Below are 13,511 nucleotides of genomic sequence, written 5' to 3'. Positions count from 1 at the left end.
AATCAGGAAAAACCATGACCAGTGAAAGTGCATTGCCTGTTAAAGAGAGTCCAGTGCCAGGGTCTGGTTTTTCCCGTGACAGTCTTCGGCGGGCAAATTTAATCTCCGTTGCATGGCCAGAATTGAAGATTCAGCAGAAGGCGAGTTCATTTTTCTTTTATGAACCGACGCTGTTGCTGGTGCTTTCCGGCAGGATTGAGTTCTCCCACGTCGCAACTTCGTATGAACTGAACACACCAACGCTGCTGGGCGTGATCGACCAGGGGGTCGATGCGGACTATGTTAAGTATCCGGCAAACGATGCTTCCCCGTTTCGTTCCCTGTTTATTTCCCTGAATTCGGATGTGCTCGACGGTTTCTATCAACATTTTCCGCAATATCTCGCCGCTGCCAGAAAAAATGCGCAGATAACCACAGTGGAATTACTGAGCGATATTCAAGACTCAGTGCAAGATTTACTGGCAACGCTGCAAAACCCACTGATGAGTGATGAGCGGGTTCGCCTGCGCATCTTTGACCTTCTTCTGGTACTGGCGGAACAACGTGTTCACTTCTTATTACCTCATCAGCAGGGAATTTTTCCACGTCTGAGCAAGCTGTTACGAGAAGCGCCGGATAAAGGATGGACCGCCAGACTGGCCGGTGATGCGCTGGCGATGAGTGAATCGACACTTCGCCGACGCTTGCGGCAGGAGGGCGTGCGGTTTGAACAGTTGCTTTTGGATATCCGGATGCACCATGCTCTGATGTTGATCCAAACTACCCACTGGAATCTTACCCAGGTTGCTGATGCATGCGGCTACAAATCGGTATCACGATTTACCGAACGATTCCGCTATCGCTTTGGTAATTCGCCAGCACAGCTAAGATAACTTCAGGTCAGTATCTGCCTTTCTTTTTTTCCATCATATCGACCATCGCACCTTCATGCGCATCAACATTACGGATGTAACGCATCAGGGTTTCAGGCTTTTTCCAGGTGCCTTCCTGCATGATCTGCGCTACCGGATAGCCATTTTTAGTCATGTCCTGCGCAGCACCAACACGCGCACTGTGACCACTCCAGTTACGGTAGCGGTTTTTATTTGCCCTGACTGGATCGATCTGACCCGCAACATCCCAGGCTTTTCTGAATATGTCCTCAACAGCAGGGCGACTTAATATTTGGTGTTCTGACGGAAGCGCTTTGTTAGAACGGTGAACCCGACAGAACAGAAATGCATCAGGCTCACTTAACAGGCCAGATGCCTTAAGCCATTCATCAATACGTTGGCTGGAATAGCTGCTCAGCGCTTTGATCAGTCCACCCGTCATGACGATAGTTTTTGTATGTGAAATGTCGAGAATGATCCGCCCATCTTCAGCCCTTGAGATATCGCGCACGCGGATGCGCGAAATTTCACTGATACGGAGCAGGGTGCTGTAGGCGATATGCAGAAAGGCGAGGTTACGCAATTCCTGCAAGCGTTCAGAGCCCGCCCAGCAATCATCTACCTTCTCCAGATCAGCCAGTCTGAACGGTACGGCCTGACCAGCGCGCTCGCCGGACGTCACCGCCATGCGGTTTATCTTCTTCATTACACGGTAAATCAGGGGTGAGACGTTTGGCGGTGTGACTCCGGCGTTACGGTGTAACATTGAGATCAACGAGGCATGGGTTGAAATGGTACTTGAGGCCCGTCCGGCCTGCTGTAGCCAGGAGAGATAGTCACGGAGATCGCTGGACAACATTGGCAAAAAGCTGCGTTGATTTTCCTGCGACCAGCGCCAGCATACTGCCATTACACTCATCAGCTGTGACCAGGTGTTGGTTGAAAACGCATCCCTGTCCTGAACAAACTCTTTCAGTCGCGCTGAAATGTCACCGTCATCGGGGAAGTTGAGAGCCAGAGCGGTGTTCTGTACAAATTCCGTCATTATTGTGTGTTATTTGGCCGATTATTGAATTGATCGCGCTACGTAAATTCTGGAATAACGCGCGGGGAATTACCCTGCAAATTTTGCGTAGCGACGCCTGATTTATGCACAGTTTTGTTGCTGATGCCAAAAATACGATTGGTGGCAATTATCATACCCGGATCCTTTAAAGGATCCTAACTTTACATAACTCCCATTATGTAAAGTTAGAGGGCTAAGAAGTCAGAAAAAGACTACTCAAGTTATAAATATAAGGGACTTACCCTGAACAAAAGAAATCTGGCTTTAGAGATTTTCACTGACTGGATAGAAAAAAATAATCCAGCCAGCTTTGATGAGCTCCATATGAAATTATCTGGAGTCATAAAAAACCGTACTATTGCCTTAGCAGAACTTATCAGTGACGAGAGAAGAAACCGATATCATATAAATGACGATGACTTGATCGAGCTTGCATCTGGCGAGGTTGTGGCAATATCTAATCAGTGGGGCATAGGCAACATAGAACGAGTGTTAGACTTTTTCCGTAGGGATGGATTTATTGTAGAGAAAGTTGAAGTTAATTAAAATCCATATGGATCTAACTTTTTTACCATAAAGGTATGGGGCAGGCCGTTGAAAAAATACCAGTGCCAGCCCCAGTGAGACAGCCAGGTGATAAAGTTTCCCATAACTGCCCATAAATAATTATTTTTCAGGGTAAAACAGCCCCTAATAATACACGATGAAATATGTATTATAATAACTCGCAGTTTTTGTCATTATAAAGCAATGCAGCTGAGTTTGTCAGGGCGCTACTGTATTTTGACCATGTCTGATTAGAGTCAATGCCTTCCGAAAATGCTTTCCGTGCTTGCTCTTGTTCGGCATTCCATAGTGCGCCTTTCACAAACTCATATGACGTGTGATAATCATTTAGAAGAGCACTCCAAATCATCGGGATCTTACCCGCTGCTTCTTTTGAAATATTCCCTGCATCAATACCCGCTAAAAATTCATCTGACTCTTTGCTAAAGTTTTTAGCAAGGACCTGCAATTTTTTACCGTCAACCTTTGCCTGGGCACCGAGTGCGACACATTCCGCAAGTCTGACTGCTCGCGTTGCATGCCCGGCTATCTCATCGGATTGAACCTGTGTGTAGGTGATAACGCTGGCATGTACATAGGTTGAGATAAAAAATGCTGGCAGAGAAAAAAGCGCGAAATAAGCCCGCCCAGAAATCAATTTCAAAATAAATCCTTAGTTACTGATTTTAATTAATAAAGTTGAACCTTATTCTATCTCTGAGCGAGTAGCGATGTCTATTACCATCGAATGATGGACATTATGACGGCACTGAATACCGATAAACACATTTTACTGCGTTAACATCAAGGAAACCGAAGCATCCCTGATGTTATTCCGTCCAGGTAGCAGCCAAACGTTATGGCCGCATCCAATACCCGATAAAAAGCGTTTTTAACGGCTAATCCCCACATCCGTAATTGCTATCGGTTTTATCACACCATGATAAGTACGTTCGAGGGGAAGGAAGATCCGCAAATCATTTAACCATGCGATTGCTGATTTTTCCGGGCCATCCGAACCTGACTGCGTACATTCCACGCGCCAGTAACTCCCGGTAAATGCAGCGTTAATCTTTGCAGCATCTCCACTGGATACGACGTCGCAGTCTCGCTCAATCCGCGTGACCTTTTCGCCGTCTTGCCCCTTGGTCAGCGTTAGCACATGATAATGCTGCCCCTTAAATAAAGGGAAACGTAGCGTAGTTTCGATCCTTTGCGTGATGGACGGAAGAGGGCTGATGCTCATTGCCCCCTCCAGTTGAATGTCATTGGCGACCATAATGCGCTGCGCGAGAAAAACGTTGTAGTCCTCAAGCCGCCGTACCAGTCCATTAGCCTGAACATCAGCGATTATTTTCACCGGCTTATCATCGGCCTGCGTTTCTGACCATTTGAGTTGTCTGAAACGAGGCTCCGCCCAATTCGCAATCAGTGCAATCCCCTTCGACTCCACCTCCGGTGTCAGCGGAAACTTCATTATCCAGTTCGGATTATTATCCCTGAAGTCAGGAAGGATTGGTCCGCTGTATTTGGCAACCGTTTTATGCGGATGACTCTGGTATTTTCCTGATCCGGCATAGCGCTGGGGTTCGTCCATGCGGCACATTGTTTTGAATGATTCCACAACTGCCGGACTGTTAGTAAAGTCGGATGCACGCTTTTTCATTGCTTCACCGATCAAACTGTCGGTAACGAACCCGTGAGGATCCACATCTGTCGCCCCGATCACCGTGTCCTGGTCGGTTTTACAGTCGTAAACGTGGTATTCGACTTTAAGATCAAAAGGAGCATCGTAAGGCGGGTCGTAATCGATCTCATCGTAGCCGTAACCCAACCGGACAAGCAGCTTGTCCTTAACTTTGATGACATTCGCGACATCCACCAGCGAAGAGGCTTCGGGAATATCCTTACCGACATTATTTTTCTTTTCGCTGTAAACCCAGTCGCTGTTTTTAACTTTGATATCGCACAGGATTGCGGCTGCCTTTGCCTCATTACCGGTTATTTCCAGCGGAGGGGCATAGCGCCCATAACTTTTATCGCCGTAAAAACGATCACTCAGTTTGCCGTCTTTATTTAAAATATCGAGATACAATCGATAATATTTTTTATTCCCGCAGTCCACGGTATTCCAGCGTTCAACTCTGGAACCATTATTCAGTTTCACCATCGTGACGTAGGTGAGGTGGTCATTCTGACGATAGAAATAAAGAGGATTGATAAAAACATTGCTGACATTCGGCGGCGGCAATTTTTCATCGCTGGCTTGTACCGCACTGACTGCACACAACGTTGTCAGTGCTGCCAGCAGCATTATCGACTTTTTCATTTTTTACCCTGTTCTATTTTTCCATGATGCCTATATGTTGGCCGCATCAAAGAAAGGATCGCACCTGGCTGGTGAAGGTTGTTACGCAGCTATCCATGAGTTTCTGCGTGACCTCATTTACTTTGGCATAATTATTTGCCTGCCACTGCGGGAGGGTGAATTGCGGCGTGGTTGCATCCGAGCTGCATTCGATTTGTTTGGATGTTAGGTGCCCCGCTGGATCGCTGACAGTACGTGTGAGTGTCGTCGTCATCACTAATTGATAATTGTCATCACCGCCTGCGAGATTTTTATAAATCAGCTTCCAGGTCAATGGCTTTATAACTAGCGGTTTATCGTATTTTTTGGTTGGTAGACGATCCATCTCGGCTTTAAGGACTTCGCTCACTCGCGGAGTCAGGTATGAAAGCGACGGATTCATAACACCAACGGCTTGTGTTCCTTTAAGTTGATCCTTGCTAAACCCCTGAATCTGGCCGCCGACAAATATCATTGAAACAAACTGAAGTGTTTTTAATGCCGTCGCTTTAGTGGTGTCACCTTGAGTGATATAACGCAATTGTGTGTCTGAGGGGCGACTGTAATCGGTTTCGAGGTCCTGCCAACCTTCAACAGTAAGCTGGGATTGGTTTTCTGAAGTAATTGTTTCAGTCTGGACACGCTTTTCAGTCGGAGGAAGGGGTTTTGAAGCACATCCGGTCAGCGTTAATGTTGTTGCCAATAGAGACAGCGTCAATTTTTTCGACATGTTTTCATCCATAAAAGTAACGGTTTTTGCTATGGGAGATAACATCGGCAAAAAGGCGGAAAACTTTATCTACACTGCAAATTTGCTGTCGGCTGGATTAATGCATCAGGTAAATGAGGGGGAATTTCGCTGAGCTATAACGACCATCAGGATACGTTATTCGTACCCCGATGCAGTTATGCAACGCTATTCGAATAGCGGTTCAGGCCGTAGCTGAAGAAACTGAACTCGCATCCGAAGATGGGTAATCTTCCTGCCGTTATAACGACGGAAAATATCAATCTTCATTCTGTTTATTGCTATCCCACAGCCACATCATCTGCGTGATAGCCTTGTTCAGCTCATCAAGGCTGGCACCATCGCGCGCCTGAATCGATATACCAAACAAAAAAGTACTGAACATTGCCGCTAATGCTTTCACATCGACGCTTTTATTAAGTTGTTCCGTCGCAACGCCACGCTCAATTGTTGCGACAACGCCTGCCCTGGTGCGATTACGCGAGCGCTCCAGCGGTTCAGCGACAGCAGCATTTTCAGCGGAGGGCGCGCTCATCGCCCCCAGACCTACCATGCAGCCGGATGGATGTCCTGGCTCACATTGCATTTTTGCTGAACGGCGTAACGTCGTTTCAAGGGCATCGCGAGCTGACAGGTTGTTATCCCATAAGAACTCGGTGACCTGAGCATAAGTGGCGATATAACGCTGCACGCACTCCCGGAATAGCGCTTCTTTCGATCCAAAAGCGGCATAGAAACTGGGCGCTGAGATGCCGTTGTTGATCCCGGCCTTCAGTTGGGCGAGTGAGGTTGATTCATAGCCATGCTGCCAGAAAAGAAACATGGCATCTTCAATCGCCTTATCTCTGTCAAACGTTCTTGGTCGGCCCATAGTCGCCATTGTTTTCTCCCGTCAGAATCTAACGATTAACATACTAATCGATACATATGTCGTTGACAAAGATTTCCTCTCTAACTAATGTATCGATCGATACACAAGTAGACCCCATAAGTTGGCACCCGGTTATACCGGGTACAAATTTCCACACCAATATATATACCAATCGGTACATATCACAACATTGAAGGACGTATGGAGAACGAGACCATCTTTACACAACCGAATGAGCGAGCAGCCTCGCAACCCCATTCAGAAACACAGAGGCTGCCAGTTTCAGCGTTACTTGCCCTGGCAATGACAGGTTTCATCTGCATCATTACTGAAACGTTGCCAGCCGGATTATTGCCGCAAATCGCGTCTGGTTTGAGTATCTCGAATTCCCTCGCAGGTCAGACCGTGACTGCTTATGCTCTTGGCTCACTATTGGCTGCGATACCGCTGACCATTGCCACGCAAAGCTGGCGACGCCGCAATGTGCTGCTGCTTGCCATTGCCGGTTTCTTTATTTTCAACTCGATTACCGCGTTGTCCTCACATTACTGGCTCACACTGATGGCACGATTCTTTGCCGGGGTAGCGGCAGGGCTGTCATGGAGCCTGCTGGCCGGTTATGCGCGTCGTATGGTTGCCATCCACCAGCAGGGTAAAGCTATGGCGATTGCTATGGTCGGAACGCCAATCGCCCTTTCACTGGGCCTGCCATTGGGAACATGGCTTGGTGGGGTAATCGGCTGGAGAAGTGCCTTTGCCGGGATATCTGCCCTGACCGTTGTGCTGGTGATATGGGTGCTGACCAGCGTACCCGATTATCCGGGGCAGTCCCGCCATGAACGCCTGCCGCTGCTGCACGTACTGACTACCAAAGGGGTACGCCCGGTCCTCAGCGTCGTTATTACCTGGATGCTGGCGCACAACATTCTTTATACCTACATCGCACCATTTCTTGATTTGGCGGGCCTCGCTTCACAGACAGATGTCATTCTGCTCACTTTTGGACTCGCGGCATTGCTGGCGATCGCGGTTACCGGGCGTCTGGTAGATCGCCATCTGCGTACCTGTGTGCTGGCTAGCCTTGCCATTTTTACGCTGGTTTCTGTGGTGTTTATGACCTCTGCACAAGTACCGGCGGTGATTTATGCCGGTGTAGCGGTATGGGGATTCACTTTCGGTGGTGCAGCAACGCTGCTGCAAACCGCGTTGGCGGATAGCGCGGGCGAGGGCGCTGATCTTGCGCTCTCGATCAATGTGGTGGCATGGAACGGCGCTATCGCAGCTGGCGGTCTTGTTGGCGGCATTTTGCTCAATAACTGGGGGGCACAGGTTTTCCCACCGGTGCTCATCCTGCTGCTGATCATCGCATTTCTTATCACATGGCGGGCGCGGGAACAGGGGTTCAGAGCAGGTGCGCGCCCAGGGCATTAATCCTTTTCCTCATTCCGCTTAAAGCAGGAGATAACCATGACACACGTAACCGTATACGTTACCTACGCCGGAACGACAGGGTCCCGTTTTGACCGGGATTACTACCACAACAAGCATCTTCCGTTGGTGATGGCGTCATTTGCCCGCTACGGCCTGCTCAGCGTTGCAGCCTTTTATCCGGCAGTGCCTCAGCCAGGAACCGTTGCGATATGCGAATGCATTTTCCGCGATGACAGCGCCATCGAAGCTTCTTTTACTTCACCTGAGGTCACTGCGGTAATGGCAGACGTCGTGCAGTTTACGGATATTGCGCCGGTGCGTGTACGCGCCAGCCAAATCTAATTCATCAGAGGACAACATCATGAACATTGGCATCATTGGGATGGGCGAGATGGGGAGTGCCATTGCCCGAAATTTAGTGGCTGCCGGACACCGGGTATATGCCTGGAGCCGCTCAGGCCGTGAGATTGAGGGCATCATAAACGTCAATGCGCCGGAAGAGACGTTGCTGGGTGATGTCGCAATAACTCTGCTTTCTGACGATGCAGCAATCCAGCAAGTCATCATCGATGGCGACTTGCTTGCCGGAGCCAACCCAAATCTCGTGCATATTATTTCCTCAACCATATCGGTAAGTTTTTCACAGCAACTAGCCCTGGTTCATCAACAAGCCGGGATAAGTTATGTAGCAGCGCCGGTGTTGGGCCGGCCGGATGTCGCCGCACGCGGGGAGCTGAATGTCCTTGCTGCCGGTCTGCCGGATGCGTTGGACCGAGTGAGGCCGGTGCTGGACGTCATCAGCAAACGCGTATGGGAAATGGGAGAGAAACAAACGGCTGCACATGCAGCGAAGATCGCCTGCAACATGATGATCACTATGGCGATTGAAGCGATGGCGGAGGCTGTAGTGCTCACGGAATCCAATGGACTGGATCGAGTACAATTCTTTGATCTCATACTCAATACATTGTTTGGCGGCCGGAGCTATCAGGTCTATTCACGAAACATCATGGCAGAGCTTTATGAACCGGGGTTCAAAGCCAGTCTGGGCCTGAAAGACCTGGGACTCGCCAGAGAAGCCGCCGCAACATTGAGTGCAGACCTGCCCATGCTGGCAGCAGTGAACGAGCAAATGGCCCGCGCTGTTCATGCTGACGGAGGTGACAAAGACTGGTCGGTCATCGCTGATTATACCATTCGGTCGGCGAACAGACGCTGAGCAATGGGCAAAGAACTAACTTCCAGCATCTAAATAGAAGATATTGGCGTCTAAAATGTTGCATATATAACCTACAAGGTATAATTTTTTATAGCTTGTGGGTTATAGGAGATTGATGGAATTGGCCTGGGAAATCATCACACGGACGTTATTTGATAACTGGTTTGAGGCTCAAGCTGACGAGGTGCAGGAAGAGATTTTAGCCCACTTTGGCATTCTCGAGGAAGACGGTTCTAACCTGGGGCGCCCACAGGTCGACCAGCTTAACGGCTCAAATTAACCAATATGAAAGAATTGCGAGTACAGGTTGGTGGACACCCGTTCCGCTTGTTCTTTGCGTTCGATCCAACACGTAAGGCAATTGTCTTATGCGCCGGTGATAAGAAGGGCCAGGTCGAAAAACTATTTTACAGACGAATGATTAAAATTGCAGATGCTGAGTACGCATCACATCTGAAATCACTAGAGGCAAAAGAAGATGGCGACGGATAAAAAATTGCTCGAAAAATGCTCACCTGAAAGCCAGGCGCGCATTGCTGCGAGAACTGCTGAAATCCGGCAGGAAATCACATTAGCGAAACTGCGCGAAGAATTAGAAGTATCACAAACTCAGCTTGCGGCCGCGCTGGGTATTAGCCAACCTTCGATAGTGAAGATTGAAAAGGTTGATAATGACCCTAAACTGTCAACCCTGAAACGTTACGTCGCTGCCCTGGGTGGTGAGTTGGCGCTTGATGTCACCTTGCCAGATGGTAAGCGTATTGCGCTTAATCTGTAAAAACCACAGATGCCGCATCAAAAAGTGGGGCTTTTTATCCACTTCAACCAGGTGATGTGTCATGACTTTTTGCACCATGACCTTCTCGTACAGCTAAGGCATAGCATGAGTACGCAGGGTTCCTGAATTAAGACAGATTCAGGAAATCTTTTAACGTCAGCTGAAATCCAGCGGATATCTTCTCGATAGTCGCCAACGTCGGACTCGATTCTCCTCGCTCGATCTGACCGAGCATTGATTTGCTGACCCCGGTCATTCTCTCTGTTTCACTCAAACTCCAGCCCTGCGCTTTTCTCAAATGTCGCAAGCGTTCAGAGATATAAATGTCAATCGAAGCCATTTTCACCTTCATCAATACTGGAGTTGATTTAATTCTGATTGATTTTTTTATATTCCAATGAAAGGATGCAAACAAGCAATTCTCGTAGCCAGCAAAAATATAAGAACAGGCTATGACAAAAATAAGATATTCATATTATACAAGGCGGAGATCATGGAGCAAAAGAAGAATCCGGACATCGCAAATGGTGATAAAACACTCGACCGCTTTGACATGGCAATACTCCGAATTTTACAGCGCGACAGCTCTATCGCTAATGTCACCCTGGCTGAGAAAATCAACCTCAGCCCTCCCGCTTGTCTGCGCCGTGTCGAACGGTTAAAAAAGCTCGGTTTTATAAAAAGCACTGTTGCATTACTCAACCCGGAAACATTAAATGCGGGTCTGGTCGTGATGATTGGCATTGTTCTTGATCGTTCCACTCCTGAATCTTTTAAAGATTTCGAAGGTGAAGCCGGTAAAATACGCGGCTGCATGGAATGCCATATGGTCAGCGGTGAGTTCGACTACATTATGTTAATTCGCACCGCAGATAACCAGAGCTTTAATAAACTCCACGCCGAGCAATTATTATTTCTTCCCGGTGTACGCCAGATCCGTTCATTTATTGGTTTGCGTGAGGTGTTTTCTACCACACAAATACCTTTATAAAACGGTCCTCATGCTTTTTTCCGCGTCAGTAACGCAATACCCAGAGCAATCAGCAACGCGCCCGCCATCAGGGGTAATGTCAGTTCTTCGTGCAATGCAGGCACCGACACCAGCAGGCCGGTAATCGGCACCAGCAACATCATTGATGAAAGGGTGACGCCAGATAACCACGTACTGGCGGCATTGACCGCACAAAAACAGAACGCCGTGGCGACCGGCCCCACAAATAAGGTGATTGCTAACAGCTCGCGGGAGTTATCGCCGCTCCAGTTGCCCTCAAATCCCCATGCCAGCGGCAGTAGCACCAGGGTAGCGAGCAGCATTTGCCACGGTGCCAGTTCAAAGGCATTGAGTCGGGAACCAGTATGGCGCAAATGCAAAATGCAGATAGCCCAGCAAAGAGAAGCCAGCAACAACAGTCCGTTGGCGATAATTTGCCCGTGATCGTGCCAGTCGAGAGCAATTGGATTAAATAATACCACAATACCAATAATGCCAATTAACGCACCTGACAACTGGAGTGAGGATAATTTTTCTTTAAACAGAAACACTGAAGCTGGTACGACCCACAATGGCGTTGTGTAAGCCAAAACGGCAGATTTTCCGGCGGGCAGATAATTCATCGCAATACACCCCAGCGCAGTAAACGCCATCATCTGTAACAGGCCGACACTGAATATCACCGGCAACTCCCGACGGCCAGGAATACGTATCCGTTCTATCGATAACTGCAATAAAAAAAGGACGGCCGCACTGGAGGAAAAACGCAATGTAGAAAACCACAATGGCGTGATATGTGAAAGACCCGCTTTCATCACCGGCCAGTTACACCCCCATAAAATAATCGCAACGACTAATAAAATAATGCCTTTCAACATCCCTTGGCGGGCACTGCTCGCATATTGGTAATTTTCAGTCATGTGATTATTCATTATTAATATGGGGGAGGAATGGACAAAGAAATAGCATTGTTAGCCGCATGCGTTCAATAGAAGGCAATGATGAATTCAGGGGTTCTGCATCACGTCAGCCTTGCTCAGCAAAATCATGTTAACCTTATGATTTTTAATCAAAAATACAAAGAAAGGTCGATGGCAGTCCATTGGCGATGTTAATTTTATTTCGTCATGACGCCGAAAAATGTAACTTCCAGTCGCGATCCTAAAAATGAATGGATTTTTATTAAAAAATACGTGATTAAAACGGAATGTTAAAAACAAACACGATGCGATATTGTTATTTCGCAAACCAATATCAACTGCGCAGCATAATTTAAGGCGTGCGACTTCATTTATCCCGGAGAGAGCTATGAATCTTGAAAAATTCCCCCGTTATCCTCTGACTTTTGGTCCATCGCCGATTACCCCACTGAAACGTCTGAGTGCGGAGTTAGGCGGTAAAGTAGAACTTTACGCCAAGCGCGAGGACTGCAACAGCGGTCTGGCCTTCGGTGGCAACAAAACCCGTAAAATGGAATATCTGATCCCGGAAGCACTGGCGCAGGGTTGTGACACGCTGGTTTCCATTGGTGGCGTGCAGTCCAACCAGACGCGCCAGGTTGCCGCTGTGGCCGCACATCTCGGGATGAAATGTGTTCTGGTGCAGGAGAACTGGGTGAACTATGCCGATGCCGTCTATGACCGCGTTGGCAATATCGAGCTTTCACGCATTATGGGTGCCGATGTGCGCCTTGATTCTGCCGGTTTCGATATCGGGATCCGCGAAAGCTGGAAACAGGCGATGGAAGAAGCGGCAGAAAATGGCGGCAAACCGTTCCCGATCCCGGCAGGATGTTCAGAACATCCCTACGGCGGCCTGGGCTTTGTCGGCTTTGCCGAAGAGGTTCGTCAGCAGGAGAAAGAGCTGGGCTTTAAATTTGATTACATCGTAGTCTGCTCAGTCACCGGCAGTACCCAGGCGGGCATGGTGGTGGGATTTGCCGCTGATGGCCGTTCACGTAATGTCATTGGTATTGATGCTTCAGCCAAACCCGAGAAGACCAAAGCCCAAATCCTGCGTATTGCGCAGAATACAGCTAACCTGGTCGAACTGGGACGTGAAATCACCGAAGAGGACGTAGTGCTGGATACCCGTTACGGCGGCCCGGAATACGGCTTACCGAGCGAAGGCACGCTGGAAGCGATTCGCCTGTGCGCCCGTACCGAAGGGGTACTGACCGATCCGGTTTACGAAGGCAAATCCATGCAGGGCATGATTGATATGGTACGTAATGGCGAATTCCCGGAAGGTTCGAAAGTGCTCTATGCCCACCTGGGGGGTGCGCCAGCCCTGAGTGCTTACAGCTATATCTTCCGTAACGGTTAATCCCTCGGGATAATTCATTCGTAGCTACCGTCTTGAACGTCAAGCGGTAGCTGCGTAATTTTCATCCCACTTCATCCGCGTTTTCAGCACCCCGAAGCACTGATGAACCAGCTTGCGCATCACCGCTCCAAGCGCGGCCTTGCTGGCTTTGCCCTTCGCGATTAGCCTCTGGTACAGCGCCTTCGCCGGGGCATTCCACCTGATCGCTACGATCGCCGCCATATACAGTTTCGCCCTTACGTCTGCCGGGCCTGTTTTTGACATCCGCGCACGCCCCCTGACTGAGCTCCCGGACGTTTTTTCCACCGGTACCACAC

At 48.8% G+C, this 13,511-nt stretch carries 16 protein-coding genes and 1 pseudogene; 9 read left to right on the top strand and 8 right to left on the bottom strand.

Annotation, left to right across the window (positions count from 1 at the left end):
- Positions 1–14 precede the first annotated feature (14 nt).
- A complete protein-coding gene (locus tag CTZ24_RS25115) occupies positions 15–872 on the top strand; it encodes a helix-turn-helix transcriptional regulator (RefSeq protein ID WP_208726934.1) in 858 nt (285 codons plus the stop codon).
- A 7-nt stretch (positions 873–879) separates the two neighbouring features.
- Here CTZ24_RS25115 and CTZ24_RS25110 read toward each other — a convergent pair whose 3' ends face one another.
- A complete protein-coding gene (locus CTZ24_RS25110; protein WP_208726933.1) occupies positions 880–1,917 on the bottom strand; it encodes a tyrosine-type recombinase/integrase in 1,038 nt (345 codons plus the stop codon).
- A gap of 345 nt (positions 1,918–2,262) precedes the next feature.
- Between CTZ24_RS25110 and CTZ24_RS25105 the strand changes: the two genes are divergently transcribed.
- Entirely contained in the window at positions 2,263–2,484 is a 222-nt protein-coding gene (locus tag CTZ24_RS25105) for a hypothetical protein (protein ID WP_244634095.1), read from the top strand.
- 169 nt (positions 2,485–2,653) lie between these two features.
- Here CTZ24_RS25105 and CTZ24_RS25100 read toward each other — a convergent pair whose 3' ends face one another.
- From CTZ24_RS25100 to CTZ24_RS25085, 4 genes are all read right to left on the bottom strand, one after another.
- The gene (locus tag CTZ24_RS25100) at positions 2,654–3,148 is read right to left on the bottom strand and encodes a hypothetical protein (protein ID WP_208726932.1); all 495 of its coding nucleotides are present in this window, start codon (positions 3,146–3,148) and stop codon (positions 2,654–2,656) included.
- 228 nt (positions 3,149–3,376) lie between these two features.
- Positions 3,377–4,813: a hypothetical protein gene (locus tag CTZ24_RS25095; RefSeq protein ID WP_208726931.1), complete on the bottom strand. Its 1,437-nt coding sequence runs from the start codon at positions 4,811–4,813 to the stop codon at positions 3,377–3,379.
- A gap of 46 nt (positions 4,814–4,859) precedes the next feature.
- Entirely contained in the window at positions 4,860–5,561 is a 702-nt protein-coding gene (locus CTZ24_RS25090; RefSeq protein WP_208726930.1) for a hypothetical protein, read from the bottom strand.
- Positions 5,562–5,838: 277 nt separating this feature from the next.
- Entirely contained in the window at positions 5,839–6,459 is a 621-nt protein-coding gene (locus tag CTZ24_RS25085) for a TetR/AcrR family transcriptional regulator (RefSeq protein ID WP_208726929.1), read from the bottom strand.
- A gap of 294 nt (positions 6,460–6,753) precedes the next feature.
- Between CTZ24_RS25085 and CTZ24_RS25080 the strand changes: the two genes are divergently transcribed.
- The 5 genes and pseudogenes from CTZ24_RS25080 to CTZ24_RS25060 all read left to right on the top strand — a co-directional run bounded on the left by CTZ24_RS25080 (position 6,754) and on the right by CTZ24_RS25060 (position 9,878).
- Positions 6,754–7,881: an MFS transporter gene (locus CTZ24_RS25080; protein ID WP_244634094.1), complete on the top strand. Its 1,128-nt coding sequence runs from the start codon at positions 6,754–6,756 to the stop codon at positions 7,879–7,881.
- A gap of 36 nt (positions 7,882–7,917) precedes the next feature.
- A complete protein-coding gene (locus CTZ24_RS25075; RefSeq protein ID WP_208726927.1) occupies positions 7,918–8,223 on the top strand; it encodes an EthD family reductase in 306 nt (101 codons plus the stop codon).
- Between the two features lie 19 nt (positions 8,224–8,242).
- Positions 8,243–9,100 (top strand): NAD(P)-dependent oxidoreductase, encoded by an 858-nt coding sequence (locus CTZ24_RS25070; RefSeq protein ID WP_208726926.1) that lies wholly within the window; start codon positions 8,243–8,245, stop codon positions 9,098–9,100.
- A gap of 115 nt (positions 9,101–9,215) precedes the next feature.
- Positions 9,216–9,592, top strand: a pseudogene (locus CTZ24_RS25065) (type II toxin-antitoxin system RelE/ParE family toxin).
- Complete coding sequence (locus CTZ24_RS25060) at positions 9,579–9,878, top strand: helix-turn-helix domain-containing protein (RefSeq protein ID WP_208726925.1); 300 nt, start codon at positions 9,579–9,581, stop codon at positions 9,876–9,878. The pseudogene CTZ24_RS25065 and the gene CTZ24_RS25060 overlap by 14 nt, the downstream one beginning before the upstream one ends.
- A 127-nt stretch (positions 9,879–10,005) precedes the next feature.
- Here the strand turns inward: CTZ24_RS25060 and CTZ24_RS25055 are convergent, their stop codons facing one another.
- Positions 10,006–10,218 (bottom strand): helix-turn-helix domain-containing protein, encoded by a 213-nt coding sequence (locus CTZ24_RS25055; RefSeq protein WP_051337958.1) that lies wholly within the window; start codon positions 10,216–10,218, stop codon positions 10,006–10,008.
- 153 nt (positions 10,219–10,371) lie between these two features.
- Here CTZ24_RS25055 and CTZ24_RS25050 point away from each other — a divergent pair, with 153 nt between their 5' ends.
- Entirely contained in the window at positions 10,372–10,869 is a 498-nt protein-coding gene (locus CTZ24_RS25050; protein WP_208726924.1) for an Lrp/AsnC family transcriptional regulator, read from the top strand.
- A gap of 8 nt (positions 10,870–10,877) precedes the next feature.
- Here the strand turns inward: CTZ24_RS25050 and CTZ24_RS25045 are convergent, their stop codons facing one another.
- Complete coding sequence (locus CTZ24_RS25045) at positions 10,878–11,789, bottom strand: DMT family transporter (RefSeq protein ID WP_244634093.1); 912 nt, start codon at positions 11,787–11,789, stop codon at positions 10,878–10,880.
- 388 nt (positions 11,790–12,177) lie between these two features.
- On the opposite strand from CTZ24_RS25045, the gene CTZ24_RS25040 reads away from it, so the two are divergent.
- Entirely contained in the window at positions 12,178–13,194 is a 1,017-nt protein-coding gene (locus CTZ24_RS25040; RefSeq protein ID WP_021183987.1) for a 1-aminocyclopropane-1-carboxylate deaminase, read from the top strand.
- Positions 13,195–13,233: 39 nt separating this feature from the next.
- Here the strand turns inward: CTZ24_RS25040 and CTZ24_RS25035 are convergent.
- A partial coding sequence (locus CTZ24_RS25035; protein ID WP_208723593.1) for a transposase occupies positions 13,234–13,511 on the bottom strand: 278 nt, incomplete at its 5' end.

This window comes from Pantoea phytobeneficialis (assembly GCF_009728735.1).
GTDB lineage: Bacteria > Pseudomonadota > Gammaproteobacteria > Enterobacterales > Enterobacteriaceae > Pantoea > Pantoea phytobeneficialis.
The sequence above is the reverse complement of the archived record's forward strand: the minus strand, read 5'-3'. Positions and strand labels throughout refer to the sequence as shown.

Excerpts from the sequence above, each read along its gene's own strand:
- CTZ24_RS25105 (WP_244634095.1), top strand. The coding sequence starts at position 2,263 with ATGAAATTATCTGGAGTCATAAAAAACCGTACTATTGCCTTAGCAGAA.
- CTZ24_RS25115 (WP_208726934.1), top strand. The coding sequence starts at position 15 with ATGACCAGTGAAAGTGCATTGCCTGTTAAAGAGAGTCCAGTGCCAGGG.
- CTZ24_RS25070 (WP_208726926.1), top strand. The coding sequence starts at position 8,243 with ATGAACATTGGCATCATTGGGATGGGCGAGATGGGGAGTGCCATTGCC.
- CTZ24_RS25045 (WP_244634093.1), bottom strand. The coding sequence starts at position 11,789 with ATGACTGAAAATTACCAATATGCGAGCAGTGCCCGCCAAGGGATGTTG.
- CTZ24_RS25090 (WP_208726930.1), bottom strand. The coding sequence starts at position 5,561 with ATGTCGAAAAAATTGACGCTGTCTCTATTGGCAACAACATTAACGCTG.
- CTZ24_RS25080 (WP_244634094.1), top strand. The coding sequence starts at position 6,754 with ATGACAGGTTTCATCTGCATCATTACTGAAACGTTGCCAGCCGGATTA.
- CTZ24_RS25060 (WP_208726925.1), top strand. The coding sequence starts at position 9,579 with ATGGCGACGGATAAAAAATTGCTCGAAAAATGCTCACCTGAAAGCCAG.
- CTZ24_RS25055 (WP_051337958.1), bottom strand. The coding sequence starts at position 10,218 with ATGGCTTCGATTGACATTTATATCTCTGAACGCTTGCGACATTTGAGA.
- CTZ24_RS25075 (WP_208726927.1), top strand. The coding sequence starts at position 7,918 with ATGACACACGTAACCGTATACGTTACCTACGCCGGAACGACAGGGTCC.
- CTZ24_RS25040 (WP_021183987.1), top strand. The coding sequence starts at position 12,178 with ATGAATCTTGAAAAATTCCCCCGTTATCCTCTGACTTTTGGTCCATCG.
- CTZ24_RS25095 (WP_208726931.1), bottom strand. The coding sequence starts at position 4,813 with ATGAAAAAGTCGATAATGCTGCTGGCAGCACTGACAACGTTGTGTGCA.
- CTZ24_RS25110 (WP_208726933.1), bottom strand. The coding sequence starts at position 1,917 with ATGACGGAATTTGTACAGAACACCGCTCTGGCTCTCAACTTCCCCGAT.
- CTZ24_RS25085 (WP_208726929.1), bottom strand. The coding sequence starts at position 6,459 with ATGGCGACTATGGGCCGACCAAGAACGTTTGACAGAGATAAGGCGATT.
- CTZ24_RS25050 (WP_208726924.1), top strand. The coding sequence starts at position 10,372 with ATGGAGCAAAAGAAGAATCCGGACATCGCAAATGGTGATAAAACACTC.